Origin of the sequence: uncultured Pseudomonas sp. (genome assembly GCF_913777995.1) — a bacterium.
GTDB lineage: Bacteria > Pseudomonadota > Gammaproteobacteria > Pseudomonadales > Pseudomonadaceae > Aquipseudomonas.
In genome coordinates this window covers 108,750-126,995 of record NZ_CAJYVE010000016.1, presented here as the reverse complement: position 1 = coordinate 126,995, position 18,246 = coordinate 108,750, and the positions used below count along the sequence as shown (strand labels likewise).

The following is an 18,246-nucleotide window of genomic DNA, read 5'->3' as shown; positions in this document are numbered from 1 at the left end:
AGTGTCATGCGCAGCGGTAGTTCAGTCGGTTAGAATACCGGCCTGTCACGCCGGGGGTCGCGGGTTCGAGTCCCGTCCGCTGCGCCATATTCGATGCAGGCTCACTGAACGGCCTGCATCACCGTCACAAAGGCGACCTTCGGGTCGCCTTTGTGCTATCTGCCCCAAGCGCTCTGCGACGGGCTCTCGACCTGTCCGTTGCGGCAGTGCTCACTGAACCTCCCCTGAATGACTCGCCGTCCACCTGTATGCAGACGCTATTTGCCTGAACTTATTGAGGTTTTGGCTCTCTTATGGCGGTAGCCATTGATCGCGGCAGCCTGATAAGCTCGCGGCTTTATTCGTTTGCCCTTTCGGCGCATGAACAAGGAAACAGCATGAAACAGCATCGGTTGGCAGCGGCGATTGCCCTGGTTGGTCTGGTACTCGCAGGTTGTGACAAACAGGCCAGTACCGTCGAGCTGAAAACGCCGGCGCAAAAGGCCTCCTACGGTATCGGCCTGAACATGGGCAAGAGCCTCGCCCAGGAAGGTATGGACGATCTGGATTCCAAGGCTGTTGCCCTGGGTATCGAAGATGCCATCGGCAAGAAAGAGCAGAAGATCAAGGACGAAGACCTCATCTCAGCCTTCGCTGACCTGCAGAAGCGCGCTGAAGAGCGCCTGGCCAAGCAGAGCGAAGAAGCCGCTGCGGCGGGCAAGAAGTTTCTCGAAGAAAATGGCAAGAAGCCTGGTGTGATCACCACCGCTTCGGGCCTGCAGTATGAAGTGGTGAAGAAGGCCGACGGCCCTCAGCCCAAGCCTAGCGATGTGGTCACCGTCCACTATGAAGGCAAGCTGATCGACGGCAAGGTCTTCGACAGCTCCGTCGAGCGCGGCAGCCCGATCGACCTGCCGGTTGGCGGCGTGATCCCGGGTTGGGTCGAAGGTCTGCAACTGATGCACGTGGGCGAGAAGATCAAGCTCTACATCCCGAGTGAGCTGGCCTACGGCGCGCAGAGCCCGAGCCCGGTGATTCCGGCCAACTCCGTGCTGATCTTCGACCTGGAACTGCTGGGTATCAAGGATCCGTCCGCTGCTCCAGCCGGTGCCGCTGACGAGGAAGAAGAGGCCGCTCCGGCCGAAGCACCCGCCAAGAAAGACCAGGCCAAGAAGTAATTCTGGCCTGTCACTCGAAACGCCCCGCATCGCGGGGCGTTTTGCTTTCCGGGCGAACGCTTTATGCTCGGTGCAGTCCCACTACCAGGCACCCCGTAAAGCTTCTGTCTGACAATCGGGCCAGCGCCCCTTGAGCTAAGTCAACGTTTTAACAGGACTTTTCCGGTGGCCAAAAAACGCCCGATTTGAAGGCGACCCCCGTAGTCCGGGGCACTCAGGCGGGAAAAACACGGCTGTTCACAAGGTTATCCACAAAATATGTGGATAACATGACACACATCCAATGTTCATACGCAGCGCCCGAGGCGGCGACCGGTACGTCGCTGTTGCGGTGCCAGATGGGAGTGACCATGAAAGGCCCCTGGAACTTCGTTCGTTTCCTGCCCGGTGCACGCCGCCTGCTGGCCGCCGGACGTCTGCCGGCGCTGCTGTTCGCCGTGGCCCGCAAGGGCTCTAGCGAAGGCAGCCGCCTAGGACGCATCAAGGATGATCTGCGCCTGTTGCAGGCCTTGTGCCTGGCCTATTGGCGGGGTGAGTACCGTGCCATCAGCACCAAGGCCATCGTTTCCATCGTCGCCGGCCTGATGTATTTCCTCAGTCCGCTGGATGCCATTCCAGACTGGATACCCGGCCTTGGCATGCTCGATGACGTCGCCGTGCTCGCCTGGATCATGAAGCACCTCACTGACGAACTGGATGCCTTCCGCGCCTGGCGTGACCAGCAACCCCCGGAAAAACTCGTGGTGGTCGAGCGCCTGCCGGCCACTCAGGCGCTGCTGGAGCAGGAAAAAGGCAAGGCCTGAGGTTCCGACGCCATCCGTCCGGCACGGGCGGGTGGGCAAGACCCCCTCGTGCACTGTTAAGATGTGGGCCATATTTTCTTGATAAGTCCACATCCAGCACAGGGGGTCGTATGGATCTTCAGGTCATTTCTCGTGACGGCGAGCCCGAATACGCCGTGCTGCCTTGGGCACAGTATCAGGCGCTGCTGAAGGCTGCCGGGGTCGCCCAACCCTCTGCGTCGGCAGCTGCCGCTGCGCCACCGGCCAGTGCCGAACTGCCCGGTTTCGACCAGGTGGCGGCGCTGCGCCAGGCCAAGGGTCTGGAACCGGCCAGCCTGGCCCGTTCGGTGGGCATCAGCCCGTCCTACCTTGAGCTGATCGAAAACGGCACCCGCGAACCTGATGCCGCGATCAAGCGCAGCCTGGCCTGGCACCTGGGGGTGGCCGGCTGGCGGGGTGACTCATGAGCGTGCGTATCAGCCGCCAGAACTGGGAACAGTTGCTGAGCGAGCTGGACCAGGCCCGTCATCAACGTCATCTGGTCACCTATCGTGCGCTGCTGGAGCGTCTGCAACTGCCCAGCCCGGCCATGCAGACCCTCACCGCCGCCCTTGAATACCTCGCCGCCCTGGACGCCAAGGCCGAGCAGCCGCTGCGCAGTTCATTGGTGATCAGCCAGGGTGCCAGCCGTCTGCCGCGCACCGGTTTCTTCGAGTGTGCCGAGCGGCTGGGACGCTTCAGTGGGCCATCGGACGGCACCGCGGCGGCGGCCTGGCATGCCTCGGAAGTGGTGCGGGTGTTCGAATATGCCTACCCGCAAACGGCCGAGGCGCAGGTCGCGGCCAAGGGCTGAAGCCAGGCAAAACACCCCGACCGGCCTGCCGTCGGGGTGTTTTTCTTTCACTCCAGCCTGTTCAGGCGACGGCGAAGTAGTGCTTCACGAAGCTGGCGCTGAGCACTTCCCAGAGCACTGGCGTGCCTTTGGTCACGAACCAGCTGTCGCCGGCCTGGTAACGACTGGTCTGGCCGGTACTTTCATCGGTCAGCTGTAGTTCTCCGGTCACCACGGTGGCGTGTTCGTCGAAGGGGTAGACCATGCGGAAGCGGCCCTGAGTGGCGCCAAAGTAACCGCTGCTCACGGCATCGTCCGGCGTGCCTGAGGTCATCCGGCCGAAGATCCTGACCTCGCCTTCGAGCCGTTCCGCCCCCAAGTCCGTGACGTCGCCCCAGGGCTCGAGGTCAGCGAGCCGGACGTGCTTCTCTATTACCGTCAATGCCATGGGTGCACTCCTGTGTGAATGCGGGTCATTGGACAACCGGCTGCCAGCGGTTGTCTTGTCCCTGGCTGACCCCGACGTTGTCACTGCGTGCCAGGGCCAGCCCGGCTCAGTCCAGGCTTGCCAGGGTTTCCGGCAAGGTGGCGCCGCCGTCGACGATGAGGGTCTGGCCGGTGACATAGCCGGCCAGGTCCGAGGCGAGGTAGAGCATGGCCCCGGCAATGTCGGCCGGCGCGCCGAGCCGGCCAAGTGGCACGGCATTGGCGATGCGCTGGCTGAGCGTCTGGTCGCCGAGGTTGCCCATCGCGGGCGTGGCGATCATCCCGGGTTCCACCCCGTTGACCCTCACGCCATGCGGCGCCAGCTCCAGTGCCGCGCTACGAATGAAACCATTGACCCCGGCCTTGGAGGCGGCGTAATGGCTCAGGCCCGGAAAGGCCACCCGAGGGCCGGTCACCGACGAGGTGACCAGGATGTTGCCGGCACCCTGACGCTTGAACAGCGGCAAAGCCGCCTGGGTCAACCAGAACAGCGCCGCCAGGTTGACGTCCAGGGTGCGCTGCAGAATTGCCGGGGTGATCTGTTCCAGCGGCGTGAGAGGAAAATAAGCGGCGTTGTGCACCAGCACATCGAGTCGCTCCAGGTTGCCCAGCAGTCCAGTGATCGCCTGGCCGTCGGCCAGGTCCACCTGGCGTGCTTCGGCCGGGCGACCCTGGCGCTGCAAGCTGTCGGCCAGCGCTTGCGCGGCACCGAGGTTGAGGTCGGCGATCACCACCCGCGCGCCGCGCTGGCTGAAGGCTTCGACGATGGCCTGGCCAATGCCCTGAGCACCGCCGGTGACCAGTACGGTCTGGTGAGTGAAATCCAGCATCAGGTACCTCCCAAGCGTGTGTAGGCCAGTGTCGGTACGTCGACGATGCTCGAGCCGCCGTCGGCGACCAGGGTCGTGCCCGTGAGGATGCTGGCCTCGTCGCTGATCAGGAAGCGGCACAGGCTGGCGATTTCCTCCGGCAGGGCGGGGCGACGTAGCGGCACGTCGGCGGTGACCCGGGCGTAGGCGGTGTCCAGGTCTTCGGCGTAGTGCTGCATCAGCAGTTGCATCTCTTCGTCGGCCATTGGCGTGCGGACCCAGCCGGGGCATACGCAATTGACCCGTACACCCTGCGCACCATAGTCACGCGCCAGGGAGCGGTTCAGGCCGAGCAAGGCATGCTTGGCGGTGGTGTAGCCGCACACCTCCGGGCCGGCGGCCAGAGAGGCGATGGATCCGAGCAACACGATGCTGCCGCGACGCTCGGCCAACAACGGCAGGCAGGCCCTGGCGCTGTAGAAGGCGCTGTCGAGGTTGCTGCGCAGGGCGGCTTCCCAGGTTGCCGGGCTGGTCTGCGTGGCACTGCCCAGGCCATGACCGCCGGCGCAGGCCAGCAGGGCATCGAGCCCGCCGCAGTGCTCGCGCACCTGCTCGATGAAGCCGTTCCAGGTCTGTGGGCAGGCGGCATCGCCCGCCAGCACCAGGCCGCCGGTCTGCTCGGCGACCTGCTGCAGCGCCTCACGGCGCCGCCCCACTAGCACCAGGCCGACACCGTCCTCGGCCAGGCGCCGGGCGCACGCGGCACCGATCCCGCTGCCGGCGCCGGTGATCAGCACGGTCCTAGTCATCGAGGCCGTACTCCGTGGTGTTGAGCACCCGGCAATAGGAGGCCACCGGGAAATTGCTCAGGGTGTCGAAGCGGTCACCGGCGTAGCCGAAGATCTTGCCGTCGCTGCGGTGCTGCTGCAGGTCGATGACGATCAGGCCCAGGGTCGGGACGATCTTTTCCCGCCAGACGAACAGGTAGAGTTGCTCGGCAAGTTTGTAATAGTGCGCGCGGTCGGTGTCGCACAGGCCTTTCTCGACACCACGCAGGCACTGCCAGCTGTAATAGTCGCCGTTCAGGTAGACGTGCTCGTAGACCTCGGTGGGGCTGTAGCGGTACAGGTTGCGCAGGCCCACCAGCTCGAGGGTGGGCGCATGCGGACAGGCGCCTTCGCGCCAGGGCGTGTCCAGGCTGCCGTGCAGGAACTGCACCTGCACTCCGGTGAGTGGCTTGCCGGCCAGGGCGCGGTGGTACAGCCCCTCATGGGTGGTGGCCTGGTCCGGCAGACCGCCGATCACCGCCGTGAACGAAGCGCTGAGGGTGTCGAGCACCAGGCTGATCGACCAGTCCCGGCCGTCTTCGTGCTTGAGAAAGTCCACCAGGTAGATGCCATTGCGCAGCGAGGTGGCCCGGTAGGTCGCGCTGCCCTGGCTGTGGCCGTCGGCCGCCTGCCAGTGCACCTGTGCGGCGTCGAAGCGATGGCTGATGCGCCAGCCGTTGGCGAAGTGCAGCTCGAAGGCGCGACCGGCCAGCTCGGCCAGGTTGGGCAGAATGAATGCTTCGGGGGCGAAGCCGTCGGCCAGGGCGCCGACGGTGATCCAGTCTTGATGGGTGCTCATCGGGTGGTTTCCTTGGGAGGTGATGAGCACGATGGTGCAATGCGGCAGGCCGGGCGGGTATCAACCGGAAGGTTGAGCTGCCTGGCCGTTGCCGTGTTTCTTCAGCCGGTAGGCAAACTGGGCGCGGCTCAGGCCCAGTAGCCGTGCGGCGGCGGCCAGGTTGCCGTCGGCCTTGGCCAGTGCTTCGTCGAGCAGACGCTTCTCCAGCCCGTCGAGATCCGGGGTGATCTGCAAGGCCTGCAAGCGCTCCAGCAGCGAGCCGGATGCGGCCTTTGCGGGCGCCTCGACGGCTGTAGTCAGCGTGCCGGCCTGGCTGATCGAATACAGTTGCGGCGGCATGGGTTCGTTGTGGAACAGGTGCACCAGATCAATGGGGCGCCCCTCGTCACTGGCGATCAGGCCGCGTTCGATGAGGTTCTGCAGTTCCCGGACGTTGCCGGGAAAGTCGTACAGTAGCAGTGCCTTCAGTGCGCGCATGGTCAGGCCGGCTGGCGTGCGCCCATAGTCGCGGCAGTAACGGGTCAGGAAGGCATCGGCGAGCAGCGGGATGTCATCGCGGCGCTCGCGCAGGGGCGGCAGGGTGATCGGGTACACATTGAGGCGATAGAACAGATCTTCCCGGAAGCGCCCGGCCTTGACCTCCTGGCGCAGGTCGACGTTGGTCGCGGCGACGACCCGCACGTCGACGCGGATCGGCTGGCCACCGCCGACCCGCTCCACCTCGCGCTCTTGCAGAGCGCGCAGCAGCTTGCCTTGGCCGGGCAGGCTGAGGCAGGCGATCTCGTCGAGGAACAGGGTGCCCTGGTGAGCACGTTCGAAGCGTCCCGGGCGTGAGTGGCTGGCGCCGGTGTAGGCGCCCCGCTCGACGCCGAACAGCTCGGCCTCGATCAGGTTCTCGGGGATCGCGGCGCAGTTCAGGGCCACGAAGGACGCTTCGCTACGCGGGCTCAAGCGATGTAGCTCGCGGGCGAACAGTTCTTTGCCCGCACCGGATTCGCCGCCGATCAGCACCGTGGCCGGTGTCGGTGCCACACGTTGCAGGGCATGGCGTGCCGCAGTGAATGCCGCACTGGCGCCGATCGGCACCAGTTGGTCGGTGGTCACCGCCTGCGCACGGGGCGCGGTCGGTGGCGCCGTGGGCGCTGCTGCGCTGCTGTCAGTGGCGTACAGGCAGGCGAGGTCGGCACTGACGTCACCCCATTGTTCGGCGGTCTTGCCGATCACCCGGCAGACCTTGTGGCCCATGGCCCGACACTCCACCTCGCGGAAGATCACCAGGCGCCCGAACAGGCCGCTGACATAACCGGTGGCATAGCCGATCTCGGTCCAGCACGCCGAGTCCTGGCCGATGCCGCACGCCGCGATGTGCTCGTCGGCCTCGCACGAGTGATGCCAGAGGAACTCGCCTTCATAGAAGCCTGAATCGGCATCGAACTTGAAGTGCAGGGGTTCGACCTTGGTCATACCTTCCAGGCTGTGCAGCCGAGTACCGGCGAAGAACACCGCAGTGCGATCGGCGTTCGGCCAGCGGGTCCTGATGAGTTGCGCGTCACGGGCTCCGGACTGATAGCCGGTGCGCGTGAACAGACCGCGGGCACGCTGCAGACCCATGTGGTCGATGAATTCGCGACGCAGCGCGCCGAACGACGAACTGTGCATCAGCAGCATGCGCTGATCGTTGAGCCAGATGCGGCCATCTTCGGGGGAGAAGAACAGGCATTCGGCCAGTTCGCTGGAAGTGGGTGATTGGGTTTCCTGCCACTGCGTGCTGTCGCCGCGGATCGGCGTGTCGTCCGCGGCCGAGTCGTGGAAGGGGGCGCTGGCGGGTTGCCGGGGAGCCTGCATGCCTTCACCTGCTGAAATGATCATGGGGTGAAGGGGTAATTAACATAAGTTTCATCATTTGCGTATCTCGCCGAGTGGCCGAACAGCCGGCCTTTTTTACCTGCGGTTTGCTACGCCCCGAGATAGAGCCTTCACGCCCGTACTGCCGAGAAGCGGGCACGCGCCTTGCTCAACAGCCCTGGAGAGCCGGGCGCTTCATGCAATGAGCAGCCACGGCGTTCTCCACGAAAACAAGAACTCGGGGTGTCTATGTCTGCAATCAATCGCACCGGCTTTCTGCAGGAAAGCCAGTGGCATGCAAAGCTCTTCAACGGTGCCTGGGTCGAAGCGCGGGGCGGAACCAACCCGGTGCGCGAGCCGGCCACGGGCCAGTGCCTGACCCAGACTGCGCTGGCCAACGCCGAGGACGTCGCCGCTGCCTGCCAGGTCGCGCACCGCACTCAGCCTGCCTGGCAGGCGCTGGGGCCACGCGACAAGGCGGAAGTGTTTCGCCGTGCGGCGCAGCTGGCAGAGATCCATTTCGACGAACTGGCGCTGTTCGTCGCCCGCGAGACCGGCGGCAGTCTGCTCAAGGGCAGCCACGAGGTCCGCGAGGCCGTCGTGCTCCTGCACCAGGCCGCTGGCCTGCTGTCCCAGGGCCATGGCCTGATCCTGCCCAGCGCCGCCGGGCGTCTGTCTTACGCCCGGCGCCTGCCCCACGGCGTGGTCGGGGTGATCTCGCCATTCAACTTTCCGCTGGTGCTGTCGTTGCGTGCGGTGGCGCCGGCGCTGGCGGCGGGCAATGCGGTGGTGCTCAAACCAGATCCGCAGACGCCGGTCAGCGGCGGCTTCCTGATTGCCCGGCTGTTCCAGGATGCCGGCCTGCCGCCCGGTGTGCTGCAGGTGCTGCCGGGTGGGGCGCAGGCGGGCGAGGCGCTGTGCGAGGACCCGCGGGTGGGCATGATCGCGTTCACCGGCTCCACCGCCGCCGGGCGCAAGGTGGCCGAGACCGCCGGTCGCAACCTGAAGAAAGTCGCTCTGGAGCTGGGCGGCAAGAACTCGCTGATCGTGCTGGAAGATGCCGACCTGCCGCTGGCCGCCAGCAATGCCGCGTGGGGCGCCTGGTTGCACCAGGGGCAGATCTGCATGGCCACCGGACGCATCCTGGCACATGCCTCGATTGCCGATGAACTGACCGCGTTGCTGGTCGCCAAGGCCAACGCCTTGCAGGTCGGCGATGCCGCTCAGGGCCAGGCGCAGGTCGGCCCGCTGATCAACGAACGTCAGCATGTGCGGGTTTGCCAGATAGTCGAGGCCAGCGTCGCCGCCGGGGCGCGGCTGGAGACTGGTGGGCCGGGTGAGGGGCTGTTCTATCGACCGACGGTGCTCTCCGGGGTGCGGCCGGGCATGGCGGCGTTCGAACAGGAAATCTTCGGTCCAGTGGCCTGTGTGGTGCCGTTCGAGAGCGACGAACAGGCCATCGAACTGGCCAACGCCACTGAGTACGGCCTGTCGGCAGCGGTGATCTCGCCCTCGCTCGGGCGTGCCATGGCCATCGGTGAGCGCCTGCGCTGTGGCCTGCTGCACATCAACGATCAGACCGTGGCTGACGAGTGCGTCAACCCGTTCGGTGGGCGCGGCCAGTCCGGCAACGGCGGCAGTGTCGGCGGCCCCGCCGATTGGGACGAGTACACCCAGTGGCAGTGGGTGACGGTGAAGAACGAGCCGCCGCGTTACCCCTTCTAGTTGCCCGCGCCTGACCCCAACAACGACAACACAAGGACGCACGCTATGAATCTGCAAACCAAGACCCTGGTGGTAACCGGCGTCTCTTCGGGGATCGGTGCCGAGACCGCGCGCCTGCTCCGATTCCTCGGTGCACGGGTGATCGGCCTGGACCGTGATCCGCCGCGTATCAGCCTGGATGAATTCATCGAGATCGACCTGGCCTCGCCGTCGGCCATCGACCACGCCGTCGCCCGGCTGCCCGAGCAACTGGACGGCCTGTGCAACGTGGCCGGCGTGCCGGGGACCGCCAACCCGCGCCGTGTAGCCCAGGTCAATTACCTGGGCCTGCGCCACCTGACCCAGGCCCTTTTGCCGCGCCTGGCCCCTGGCGCGGGCATCGTCAATGTCGCTTCGATCCTGGGCGCGCAGTGGCCGCAGCGCCTGGAGCTGCACAAGTCGCTGGCGGCCACCAGCGACTTTGCTGCGGGGGAGGCCTGGCTGGCCGCCAACCCGGTGCCGGACGAGACCTGTTACCAGTACTTCAAGGAGGCGCTGATCGTCTGGAGCCAGGTGCAGGCCCAGCCGTGGTTTCTCAGCCATTCGGTGCGCATGAACTGCGTCGCGCCAGGGCCGGTGTTCACCCCCATCCTTGCCGATTTCGTGCAACTGCTGGGGGCCGAGCGCATCGAGGCCGACGCCGGGCGCATGAAACGGCCCGCCTACGCCGACGAAGTGGCGGCGGTCATCGTTTTCCTGTGCTCCGACCAGGCGCGCTGGATCAACGGTATCAACCTGCCCGTGGATGGGGGGCTGGCCTCGACCTACCTGTAAGCCCGGACCACCCCCTGGGTGGCCATTGATTCCATACAAGAACAACAACGAGGATCGCTATGAAACGTCTGCATTCACGTAATGCCCTTCCTTCACTGGCGCTGGCCCTGGCTGGTAGCCTGAGTGCCGAAGCCGCGCAGATCGACCTGGGCAGCAGCGACTGGCAATTGCGCTGGGACAACACCCTCAAGTACAGCCAGGCCTGGCGTTTGCACGGTGCCGATGAGCGCTTGCTCAATGCGCCCACTGCCGGCGGCCTGTACCCCTCCATCCAGAGCCAGGGTGACCGCAATTTCAGCCGTGGCCTGGTCTCCAACCGTCTGGACATCTTTTCCGAGATGGATCTCAGCCACCGTGACTATGGCCTGCGCGTGAGCGGCGCGGCCTGGTACGACCAGGTCTACAACGACGACACCGACAGCCGCAGCCAGCCGCACTTTCTGTCTGATACCCGCGAGCTGCACGGCCGCGATGCCGAGCTGCTGGATGCCTTCGTCTACCTGCGCGGCGAGCCGGCCGAGGACATGCAGGGCGTGGTGCGCCTGGGGCGGCACAGTCTGGTGTACGGCGAGAGCCTGTTCTTCGGCGGCAACGGTATCGGCGCGGCCCAGGGGCCGACCGACGTGGTCAAGTTGCTCAGCGTACCGGGCAGCCAGTTCAAGGAAATCCTGCGCCCGGTCAATCAGTTGTCGGGCCAGTTGCAGATCAACCCGCGTCTGTCGGTTGGGGCGTACTACCAGTTCGAGTGGGAGCGCTCGAGCCTGCCCGGTGCCGGCAGCTACCTGAGCGACAACGACGCCATCGGCAAGGGGTCGGGCGACCTGACCGAGGTGTTCGGCAACACCACCGTGCATGGCCGCGACATCGAGGCCCGCGATGGGGGACAGGGTGGGGTGCAGATGCGCTTCAAGCCCGAGGGCACCGAGCTGGAGCTGGGCCTGTACGCAGCCCGCTACCACGACAAGGCACCCAGTGGCTTGTATGCCTATCTTGACGGCCCGGCGGCGGCGGCCAGCGGGTTGCCGATTCTCAACCAGTACCGGCAAGTGTTCGCCGAGGGCATCAAGACGGTCGGTGCCAGCTTCTCTACCGCCTATGGAGACTTCAACTTCGCGGGTGAAACCTCGCTGCGCTGGAACGCGCCGCTGGTCAGCAACCTGCAGGTGGTGGCACCTGGGCAGGCGGTCGGTAACGGTAGCGATGCGTTGTATGCCAAGGGGCACACCGCCCACGTCAACCTGTCGACCATCTACCTGCTGCCACCTTCGTCATTCTGGGACGGCGGTTCGGTGCTGGCCGAGCTGGCCTGGAACCGCACGCTCAGCGTGACCGACAACCGCCAGGCCCTGGATAGCAATACCACCCGTGATGCAACCGCGCTGCGCATCCTCGCCGAGCCGGCGTATTTCCAGGTGGCCGACGGGGTGGATCTCAGCGTGCCGGTAGGGCTGGGGGTGGTGCTTGACGGGCGCTCCTCGGCGGTCAGCAAGTCGGGCTTCGGCAACACCCATTCCGGTGACTGGAGCGTCGGGCTCAAGGCCACCTACCTGCAACGCTGGGAGATGGGCCTGAACTACGTGAATTTCTTTGGTGCCACCGGGGCTGGGCTGAACCAGGCCGGGGACTTCAGCTACCGGCAGTCGCTGGCTGATCGCGACTTCGTTTCGATGTACGTGAAAACCACTTTCTAAGAACAACAAACAGGTTCAATCGCCATGCAAACATCCAGATTCCTTGTCTCGCTGCTGGGCTTGACCCTGGCCGCCGCCCAACTGGCCCAGGCTGCCGTGTCCCCCGAGCAGGCCAAGCGCCTGTCCAGCGAGTTGACTCCCATGGGCGCCGAGCGCGCCGCCAATGCCGACGGCAGCATCCCGGCCTGGAGCGGCGGATTCACCCAGGCACCGGCAGGCTATGTCAGCGGTGCCAAGCGCGCCGACCCCTTTGCCAGTGAAAAGCCGCTGTACAGTGTCACCGCCGCGAACCTGGGGCAGTACGCCGGGGTGCTGGCCGAAGGTACCCAGGCGCTGCTGCGCAAGTACCCTGACTATCGCCTGGACGTGTACCCGACCCATCGCAGTGCTGCTGCGCCGCAGTGGGTGTACGACAACACCCTGGCCAACGCCACCCGCGCGCAGCTGGACGTCGCCAGCGAGAAGGTTAGCAACGCCTATGGCGGCATTCCCTTCCCGATTCCCGGCAATGGTGCCGAGGTGCTGTGGAACTACCGGCTGTCGTGGCAGGGCGGCGACACCATCAGCTCACCCTTCGACACCTGGCTGATGACCGCCGGTGGGCGCAAGGTCCAGGCCACCCGGGCGCAGTACACCTATCAATTTCCCTACTACTTCCAGGACGGCAGCCTGGCCAGCTTCAACGGCAAGTACCTGCTTGGCCGGCTGTACACCGAACTGCCTTCGTCCAAGGCCGGTGAAGGACTGATGACCCACTGGGACCTGGACCCCTCGGTGCGTGCCGCGTGGCAATACCTGGTCGGTCAGCGTCGCGTGCGTCGGGCGCCGAACATCGCTTACGACACCCCGGACTTCGTCACCTCCGGTGTCGGCCTGTTCGATGAGGCGTTCATGATCTTCGGCCCCACCGACCGCTACGACCTCAAGCTGGTGGGCAAGAAGGAACTGCTGGTGCCTTACAACAACAACCGGGCTGCCCTGGCCAGCAGCGATGCGCTGGTCAAGCCGCGCTTCCTCGACCCCGGCCTGGTGCGTTGGGAGAAGCATCGGGTGTGGGTCGTGGAGGCCAACCTCAAGGCCGGCCAGCGCCATGTGGTGCCGCGCCGCACTTACTACGTCGACGAGGACTCCTGGCAGGTGCTGCTGGTGGATGGCTATGACGCGCAAGGTCGTCTGGGTCGACAGCAGTACAGCCTGACCTTGCTGGCACCGGACCTGCCGGCGCTGACTGCCCAGGTGATGTGGGGCGGCTACAACCTCGACACCGGCGCCTACTTCCTCAATTCGTCCAGCAACGACCTGAGCGTGCAGTACCAGAAGGTGCCGCGGCCGAGCCCGGCGTTCTTCACCCCGGACGCCATGGCCAACGCCAGCGCCCGCTGACCCGTGCGCGGGCGGGCGAACGCATCGTCCGCCTGCAGGAGGAATGCTCATGAAGACACTTTGCCAATGGCTGGTGATGCTCGCTGTGCTGTTCGGGCCGCTGGCGGTCCAGGCTCAGCTGCGCCCGGCCGTTCTCGACACGCCGGCGCTGGACGGCATTGGCAGCGACCGATCGGCGATCCTCGGCCTGGCCCGTGCCGGCTCGCGCCTGGTCGCGGTCGGTGCGCGAGGCGTGGTGCTGCTCTCCGATGACGAGGGGCGGCACTGGCGCCAGGCCCGGGTGCCGGTGAGCAGCAGTCTGACCGCCGTGCAGTTCGTTGACGCCGAGCATGGCTGGGCGGTCGGCCACCTCGGCGTGGTGTTGTACAGCGAGGATGGTGGGCAGACCTGGTCGCGCCAACTCGATGGCCAGCAGTTGGCACAGCTAGCGTTGCAAGCGGCCCAGGCAGAGGGTAGTCCGCAGCGTGTGCAGGAGGCCGAGCGGCTGGTCGCAGACGGGCCGGACAAGCCCTGGCTGGACCTGTATTTCCAGGACCGCCAGAACGGCTTCGTGATCGGTGCCTACAACCTGATCCTGCGCACTCGGGATGGCGGGCGTAGCTGGGCACCCTGGATGGGGCATCTGGATAACCCCGAGGGCTTGCATCTATACGCGATGCGCGCGGCCGACGGAGCACTGTTCATCGCTGGCGAGCGCGGTCTGTTGCTGCGCTCGCGCGATGACGGGGAGAGCTTCCAGGCGCTGGCATCACCCTATGCCGGCAGCTTCTTCGGCCTGCTGGCGCAGGGGCAGCAGGTGCTGGCCTTCGGTCTGCGCGGCAATGCCTGGCGCAGTCTCGACCAGGGCGAGCATTGGCAGGCGCTGGCCAGTCCTGTGCAGGCCAGCCTGGTCGCCGGGCTGACCGCCAACGATGGCCAGGCGCTGTTGCTTTCACAGGAAGGCGAACTGCTGCGCGTCGAGGGCGCGCAGCTGGTGCCGGCCGGTCGCCTGCCCGGCGGCGCATTCGCCAGCCTGTTGCAGGCCGCCGATGGTCGTCTGATCGGTGGCGGCCTGGGCGGCTTGCAGCGCTATCCGAACGATCCGGCCTTGGCCGGTGCGCAATCGCAGTAGGAGTACGACATGCACTACGAGAAACCGCTGAGCACCGGGCAGGCGGTGGTCGCTCACCTGGGCGCCTTCGACCCTTCCAGCGGCAACCGCCTGGAGCGGGCCATCTTCAATCATCGGCCGTGGATCGTTCTGGCCTGCCTGCTGGTGACCCTGTTGCTGGGCTGGCAGAGCACGCGCATCGAGGTCAACGCCAGTTTCGAAAAAAGCATTCCTGGCAGCCATCCGTACATTCTCAACTTCCTCGCCGGGCGCACCGAACTCAGTGGCCTGGGCAACGCCCTGCGTATCGCCGTGGAGGTCCGCCAGGGCGATATCTTCAATCGCGAGTACCTCGATACCCTGGCGAAGATCAACGACGAGATCTACCTGTTGCCTGGGGTGGACCGCCCCTACATGAAGTCCTTGTGGACCCCCACCACGCGCTGGACTGCAGTGACCGAGGAGGGGCTGGACGGCGGTACGGTGATTCCCGATGACTACGATGGCTCGCCACAGAGCCTGGAGCGGGTACGCGCCAACATCGCCCGCTCCGGCGAGATCGGCCAACTGGTCGCGGCCAACTTCAAGTCCAGCGTGATCTTCGTGCCGCTGCTGGACGTCAACCCGCAGACCGGCGCAGCACTGGACTACGGTGAGCTGTCGCGGCAGCTCGAAGCCCTGCGTGCCAAATACCAGAGCGACCAGTTGAGCCTGCACGTCACCGGTTTCGCCAAGATCATCGGCGACCTGATCGAGGGGCTGGCTCAGGTCGCGGTGTTCTTCCTCATCGCCGTGCTGGTCACCGTGGCGGTGTTGCTGGCCTATACCCGCTGCCTGCGCAGTACGCTGATCGTGGTCACCTGCTCGCTGGTGGCCGTGCTCTGGCAACTGGGTTTGCTGGCCAGTCTCGGTTACCCGCTGGATCCATACTCGGCGTTGGTGCCGTTCCTGGTGTTCGCCATTGGCATGAGCCATGGCGCACAGAAAATGAACGGCATCATGCAGGACATCGGTCGTGGCACCCACCGGGTGGTCGCCGCGCGCTATACCTTCCGGCGTCTGTTCGCTGCCGGTATCACCGCGTTGCTGTGTGACCTGGTGGGTTTCGTGGTGCTGTTGCTGATCGATATCCAGTCGATCCGCGACCTGGCCATCTCCGCCAGCCTGGGCGTGGCGGTGCTGGTGTTCACCAATCTGATCCTGCTGCCGGTGCTGCTCAGCTACCTGGGCGTCAGCCCCAAGGCAGCCGCACGCAGCCTGCGTGCCGAGGTCCCTGAAGGTGAGCCGGGCGCGGGCAACCGCTTGTGGGCGCTGCTGCTGCGCTTCACGGCGCCGCCTGCGGCGCTGCTGGCCCTGGGCACCGGCCTGGCCCTGGCGGTACTGGGGTTCGTCACCAGCCTGCAGCTGCAGGTCGGCGACCTCGATCCGGGTGCGCCAGAGCTGCGCGCCGATTCGCGCTACAACCGCGATGCGGCGTTCATGACTCATAACTACGGGGCCAGCTCGGACATCTTCGTGATCATGGTGCGCACCGGTGAAGACCAGTGCACGCGCTACACCACCCTGGCGGCGGTCGATGAACTGGCCACCCGGCTGGAACGCCTGCCGGGTGTGGAAGCCACCGCATCGATGGCGGCGCTGAGCCGTATCGCCGGGGTGGGCTACAACGAGGGCAACCTCAAGTGGTACGAGCTGATCCCCAATGACGGTGCCCTGGGAGCCGTGCAGACCCGCGCCCCGCGCGAGCTGTTCAACCAGGGCTGCTCCTGGCTGTCGCTGTATGTGTACCTGGCCGATCACAAGGCCCAGACCCTGGAGCGGGTGGTGGCGGCCAGCGAGGCGTTCATCGCCGAGCGCCAGGTACCGGGGGCGCAGTTCCTGCTCGCCGCCGGGAGTGCCGGCATCGAGGCGGCGACCAACATCGTGGTACGCCAGTCCATGCGCGAGATGCTGTTCTGGGTGTACGGCGCCGTAGCGGTGCTGTGCCTGGTGACCTTCCGCAGTTGGCGAGCGACGCTCTGCGCGCTCTTGCCGCTGATGCTCACCTCGGTGCTCTGCGAAGCGCTGATGGTGGCGTTGGGCATGGGGGTCAAGGTCGCCACCCTGCCGGTGATCGCCCTCGGCGTCGGCATCGGTATCGACTATGCGCTGTATGTACTCAGTGTCCTGCTGGCGCGTCTGCGTGCCGGCGACACCTTGGCCCAGGCTTACCACCAGGCTCTGTTGTTCACGGGCAAGGTGGTGCTGTTGACCGGGGTCACGCTGTCGGTGGCGGTAGCGACCTGGGCGTTCTCACCGATCAAGTTCCAGGCCGACATGGGCGTGCTGCTGGCGTTCATGTTCCTGGTCAACATGCTCGGCGCCTTGATTCTGCTGCCGGCCTTGGCCTGGCTGCTGCTGCGGTCCGCGCCAAGGCCACTTGCCAGCTAGAGAAACAGGCGGGCCACCAGCTCGGTGCGGCTGCCCACCCCGAGCTTGCGGAACAGGTTGATCAGGTGGGTCTTCACCGTTGGCAGGCCCAGCCCGAGCTGACGCGCCAGTTGCTTGTTGCTGGCGCCGTCGCGCAGCAGCAGGGCGATCTGCCGTTCACGTGGGGTCAGGCCGTGCAGGCGTTGCTCGTCGCTCGCCGCAGGCAAGCCCTGCGCGGCCAGTTGCATGAGCCCGTGCAGCGGCAACAGGCTTTGCAGTTCGTCGGGCTGGAACAGGCCTTCCCGACGATGGCGCAGCAGCGACACACCGAGCGCCGGGCGGCCATCGACCTGAGCGATGATTTCCACCACGTCGACCACCTGGTGCCGGGCCAGGAAGTCGCGGTACTGGCTGCTGGTCTGAGTGTCCTGGCGTGCCAGCGCCTCGCGCAGCGCGATCACCGGCTGGTCGATGGCCGCGCAGACCTTGGGCTGTAGCGGGTCGAGCCAGCGATAGTGGTCCAGATAGGCGTCGTGCATGCCTGCTTGCATGCCCTGCAATTGAAAGTCGCAGGCCTGCAGGCCGGCGTCGATCCGGTAGAAGACGCAGCGTGCCGCCGGGACCTGGCGGGTGAACGCGCTCAGGCAATGGCGGGCCAGTTCATGCCGGGTATCCATTTGCTGATTTCCTGAGGCGGGGATGACGGTGCAGTATCGGCCCCGCCTGCCGGGCTGTCTTGACTCTGCCTGCCAGGCGCAAGTGTCAGTAGACTCCGCCACCACGGGTCGGCGCCGGGGCGTTCTTGAAGGCGCCGGCCAGGGTCTGCAGGCCACGCATCAGCACGGTGGTGTCGACGCCGACGGCAACGAATTTCGCCCCCAACTCGATGTAGCGACGTGCCAGCGCCTGGTCGGCGCTGAGGATGCCGGCTGCCTTGCCGGCCCGCACGATACGCAGGATGGCGTCTTCGATGGCGGCCTGCACCTCGGGGTGCCCGGGGTGGCCGCGCCGGCCCATGGCCGCGCTCAAGTCGGCAGGGCCGATGAATACACCGTCCACGCCGTCCACGGCGAGGATTTCGTCGAGGTTGGCCAGGCCTTCGAGGTTTTCGATCTGCACCAGCAGGCACATCTGTTGGTCGGCTTTGTCCAGGTAGTCGGGGATGGTGTTCCAGCGCGATGCCCGTGCCAGGGCACTGCCCACCCCGCGCACGCCGCTGGGCGGGTAGTGGATGGCGCGTACCAGTTCGCGGGCCTGGGCGGCGCTTTCGACCATGGGCACCAGCAGGGTCTGCACGCCGATGTCGAGGATCTGCTTGATCAGCGCGGTGTCGCCGAGCACTGGGCGGATTACCGGCTGGCTGGCATAGGGCGCCACGGCCTGCAATTGGGCGAGCAGGCTGCGCAGGTCGTTGGGCGCGTGTTCGCCGTCGATCAGCAGCCAGTCGAAACCGGCGTTGGCAGCCAGTTCCGCACAGTAAGGGTCGGCCAGGCCGAGCCACAGGCCGATCTGCGCATCATCCGATTGCAGGCGTTGCTTGAAGGTGTTGATGGGCATTTCCATGAGAGAACTCCAAGGCTCTATCGGGCCGTGGGAGC

The 18,246-nt window shown here is 65.9% G+C and carries 17 protein-coding genes and 1 tRNA gene; 11 read left to right on the top strand and 7 right to left on the bottom strand.

The genetic code is table 11. The annotated features are described in order from the left end of the window. The first annotated feature begins 10 nt into the window (after nucleotides 1-10). The 5 genes from QZ497_RS07335 to QZ497_RS07315 all read left to right on the top strand — a co-directional run bounded on the left by QZ497_RS07335 (nucleotide 11) and on the right by QZ497_RS07315 (nucleotide 2,792). Nucleotides 11-87, top strand: a tRNA-Asp gene (locus QZ497_RS07335). 290 nt (nucleotides 88-377) lie between these two features. Further along, nucleotides 378-1,157 carry an FKBP-type peptidyl-prolyl cis-trans isomerase gene (locus QZ497_RS07330; RefSeq protein ID WP_295472677.1) on the top strand — a complete coding sequence of 260 codons (780 nt, stop codon included), beginning with the start codon at nucleotides 378-380 and terminating at the stop codon, nucleotides 1,155-1,157. A 350-nt stretch (nucleotides 1,158-1,507) separates the two neighbouring features. Beyond that, a complete protein-coding gene (locus QZ497_RS07325) occupies nucleotides 1,508-1,960 on the top strand; it encodes a YkvA family protein (RefSeq protein ID WP_295472675.1) in 453 nt (150 codons plus the stop codon). A 110-nt stretch (nucleotides 1,961-2,070) separates the two neighbouring features. Then, the gene (locus tag QZ497_RS07320; RefSeq protein ID WP_295472673.1) at nucleotides 2,071-2,406 is read left to right on the top strand and encodes a helix-turn-helix transcriptional regulator; all 336 of its coding nucleotides are present in this window, start codon (nucleotides 2,071-2,073) and stop codon (nucleotides 2,404-2,406) included. Next, nucleotides 2,403-2,792 (top strand): hypothetical protein, encoded by a 390-nt coding sequence (locus QZ497_RS07315; RefSeq protein WP_295472671.1) that lies wholly within the window; start codon nucleotides 2,403-2,405, stop codon nucleotides 2,790-2,792. Before QZ497_RS07320 ends, QZ497_RS07315 begins: the two co-directional genes overlap by 4 nt. Nucleotides 2,793-2,853: 61 nt before the next feature. Here QZ497_RS07315 and QZ497_RS07310 read toward each other — a convergent pair whose 3' ends face one another. From QZ497_RS07310 to QZ497_RS07290, 5 genes are all read right to left on the bottom strand, one after another. Then, the gene (locus tag QZ497_RS07310; RefSeq protein ID WP_295472669.1) at nucleotides 2,854-3,219 is read right to left on the bottom strand and encodes a cupin domain-containing protein; all 366 of its coding nucleotides are present in this window, start codon (nucleotides 3,217-3,219) and stop codon (nucleotides 2,854-2,856) included. Nucleotides 3,220-3,325: 106 nt separating this feature from the next. Beyond that, nucleotides 3,326-4,087: an SDR family oxidoreductase gene (locus QZ497_RS07305; RefSeq protein WP_295472668.1), complete on the bottom strand. Its 762-nt coding sequence runs from the start codon at nucleotides 4,085-4,087 to the stop codon at nucleotides 3,326-3,328. Beyond that, the gene (locus QZ497_RS07300) at nucleotides 4,087-4,875 is read right to left on the bottom strand and encodes an SDR family oxidoreductase (RefSeq protein ID WP_295472666.1); all 789 of its coding nucleotides are present in this window, start codon (nucleotides 4,873-4,875) and stop codon (nucleotides 4,087-4,089) included. The genes QZ497_RS07305 and QZ497_RS07300 overlap by 1 nt, the downstream gene beginning before the upstream one ends. Continuing rightward, on the bottom strand, nucleotides 4,868-5,692 hold the full coding sequence (locus QZ497_RS07295) for a molybdenum cofactor biosynthesis F family protein (protein WP_295472664.1): 825 nt from the start codon (nucleotides 5,690-5,692) through the stop codon (nucleotides 4,868-4,870). The genes QZ497_RS07300 and QZ497_RS07295 overlap by 8 nt, the downstream gene beginning before the upstream one ends. 60 nt (nucleotides 5,693-5,752) lie before the next feature. Continuing rightward, nucleotides 5,753-7,537 carry a sigma-54-dependent Fis family transcriptional regulator gene (locus QZ497_RS07290; protein WP_295472662.1) on the bottom strand — a complete coding sequence of 595 codons (1,785 nt, stop codon included), beginning with the start codon at nucleotides 7,535-7,537 and terminating at the stop codon, nucleotides 5,753-5,755. A gap of 249 nt (nucleotides 7,538-7,786) precedes the next feature. Here QZ497_RS07290 and QZ497_RS07285 point away from each other — a divergent pair, with 249 nt between their 5' ends. Genes QZ497_RS07285 through QZ497_RS07260 form a run of 6 tightly spaced genes read left to right on the top strand, consistent with a single transcriptional unit; the run spans nucleotide 7,787 to nucleotide 16,669 of the window. Continuing rightward, nucleotides 7,787-9,262, top strand: a complete 1,476-nt coding sequence (locus QZ497_RS07285; protein WP_295472660.1) for a benzaldehyde dehydrogenase — start codon at nucleotides 7,787-7,789, stop codon at nucleotides 9,260-9,262. 45 nt (nucleotides 9,263-9,307) lie between these two features. After that, entirely contained in the window at nucleotides 9,308-10,075 is a 768-nt protein-coding gene (locus QZ497_RS07280) for a coniferyl-alcohol dehydrogenase (RefSeq protein WP_295472658.1), read from the top strand. Nucleotides 10,076-10,134: 59 nt separating this feature from the next. Beyond that, a complete protein-coding gene (locus tag QZ497_RS07275) occupies nucleotides 10,135-11,766 on the top strand; it encodes a DUF1302 domain-containing protein (protein ID WP_295472657.1) in 1,632 nt (543 codons plus the stop codon). Nucleotides 11,767-11,790: 24 nt separating this feature from the next. Then, the gene (locus QZ497_RS07270; RefSeq protein ID WP_295472655.1) at nucleotides 11,791-13,149 is read left to right on the top strand and encodes a DUF1329 domain-containing protein; all 1,359 of its coding nucleotides are present in this window, start codon (nucleotides 11,791-11,793) and stop codon (nucleotides 13,147-13,149) included. Between the two features lie 49 nt (nucleotides 13,150-13,198). Further along, nucleotides 13,199-14,260: a YCF48-related protein gene (locus tag QZ497_RS07265; RefSeq protein ID WP_295472653.1), complete on the top strand. Its 1,062-nt coding sequence runs from the start codon at nucleotides 13,199-13,201 to the stop codon at nucleotides 14,258-14,260. Between the two features lie 9 nt (nucleotides 14,261-14,269). Next, entirely contained in the window at nucleotides 14,270-16,669 is a 2,400-nt protein-coding gene (locus QZ497_RS07260; RefSeq protein ID WP_295472651.1) for an MMPL family transporter, read from the top strand. On the opposite strand, the gene QZ497_RS07255 is transcribed toward QZ497_RS07260, so the two are convergent. After that, nucleotides 16,666-17,325 carry a helix-turn-helix transcriptional regulator gene (locus QZ497_RS07255; RefSeq protein ID WP_295472649.1) on the bottom strand — a complete coding sequence of 220 codons (660 nt, stop codon included), beginning with the start codon at nucleotides 17,323-17,325 and terminating at the stop codon, nucleotides 16,666-16,668. The genes QZ497_RS07260 and QZ497_RS07255 overlap by 4 nt on opposite strands. 85 nt (nucleotides 17,326-17,410) lie before the next feature. Then, nucleotides 17,411-18,211 (bottom strand): 4-hydroxy-2-oxoheptanedioate aldolase, encoded by an 801-nt coding sequence (gene hpaI, locus QZ497_RS07250; RefSeq protein WP_295472647.1) that lies wholly within the window; start codon nucleotides 18,209-18,211, stop codon nucleotides 17,411-17,413. Nucleotides 18,212-18,246 lie beyond the last annotated feature (35 nt).

Excerpts from the sequence above, each read along its gene's own strand:
- QZ497_RS07330 (WP_295472677.1), top strand. The coding sequence starts at position 378 with ATGAAACAGCATCGGTTGGCAGCGGCGATTGCCCTGGTTGGTCTGGTA.
- QZ497_RS07285 (WP_295472660.1), top strand. The coding sequence starts at position 7,787 with ATGTCTGCAATCAATCGCACCGGCTTTCTGCAGGAAAGCCAGTGGCAT.
- QZ497_RS07295 (WP_295472664.1), bottom strand. The coding sequence starts at position 5,692 with ATGAGCACCCATCAAGACTGGATCACCGTCGGCGCCCTGGCCGACGGC.
- QZ497_RS07300 (WP_295472666.1), bottom strand. The coding sequence starts at position 4,875 with ATGACTAGGACCGTGCTGATCACCGGCGCCGGCAGCGGGATCGGTGCC.
- QZ497_RS07315 (WP_295472671.1), top strand. The coding sequence starts at position 2,403 with ATGAGCGTGCGTATCAGCCGCCAGAACTGGGAACAGTTGCTGAGCGAG.
- QZ497_RS07270 (WP_295472655.1), top strand. The coding sequence starts at position 11,791 with ATGCAAACATCCAGATTCCTTGTCTCGCTGCTGGGCTTGACCCTGGCC.
- QZ497_RS07280 (WP_295472658.1), top strand. The coding sequence starts at position 9,308 with ATGAATCTGCAAACCAAGACCCTGGTGGTAACCGGCGTCTCTTCGGGG.
- QZ497_RS07260 (WP_295472651.1), top strand. The coding sequence starts at position 14,270 with ATGCACTACGAGAAACCGCTGAGCACCGGGCAGGCGGTGGTCGCTCAC.
- QZ497_RS07310 (WP_295472669.1), bottom strand. The coding sequence starts at position 3,219 with ATGGCATTGACGGTAATAGAGAAGCACGTCCGGCTCGCTGACCTCGAG.
- QZ497_RS07305 (WP_295472668.1), bottom strand. The coding sequence starts at position 4,087 with ATGCTGGATTTCACTCACCAGACCGTACTGGTCACCGGCGGTGCTCAG.
- QZ497_RS07320 (WP_295472673.1), top strand. The coding sequence starts at position 2,071 with ATGGATCTTCAGGTCATTTCTCGTGACGGCGAGCCCGAATACGCCGTG.
- hpaI (WP_295472647.1), bottom strand. The coding sequence starts at position 18,211 with ATGGAAATGCCCATCAACACCTTCAAGCAACGCCTGCAATCGGATGAT.
- QZ497_RS07290 (WP_295472662.1), bottom strand. The coding sequence starts at position 7,537 with ATGCAGGCTCCCCGGCAACCCGCCAGCGCCCCCTTCCACGACTCGGCC.
- QZ497_RS07275 (WP_295472657.1), top strand. The coding sequence starts at position 10,135 with ATGAAACGTCTGCATTCACGTAATGCCCTTCCTTCACTGGCGCTGGCC.
- QZ497_RS07255 (WP_295472649.1), bottom strand. The coding sequence starts at position 17,325 with ATGGATACCCGGCATGAACTGGCCCGCCATTGCCTGAGCGCGTTCACC.
- QZ497_RS07265 (WP_295472653.1), top strand. The coding sequence starts at position 13,199 with ATGAAGACACTTTGCCAATGGCTGGTGATGCTCGCTGTGCTGTTCGGG.
- QZ497_RS07325 (WP_295472675.1), top strand. The coding sequence starts at position 1,508 with ATGAAAGGCCCCTGGAACTTCGTTCGTTTCCTGCCCGGTGCACGCCGC.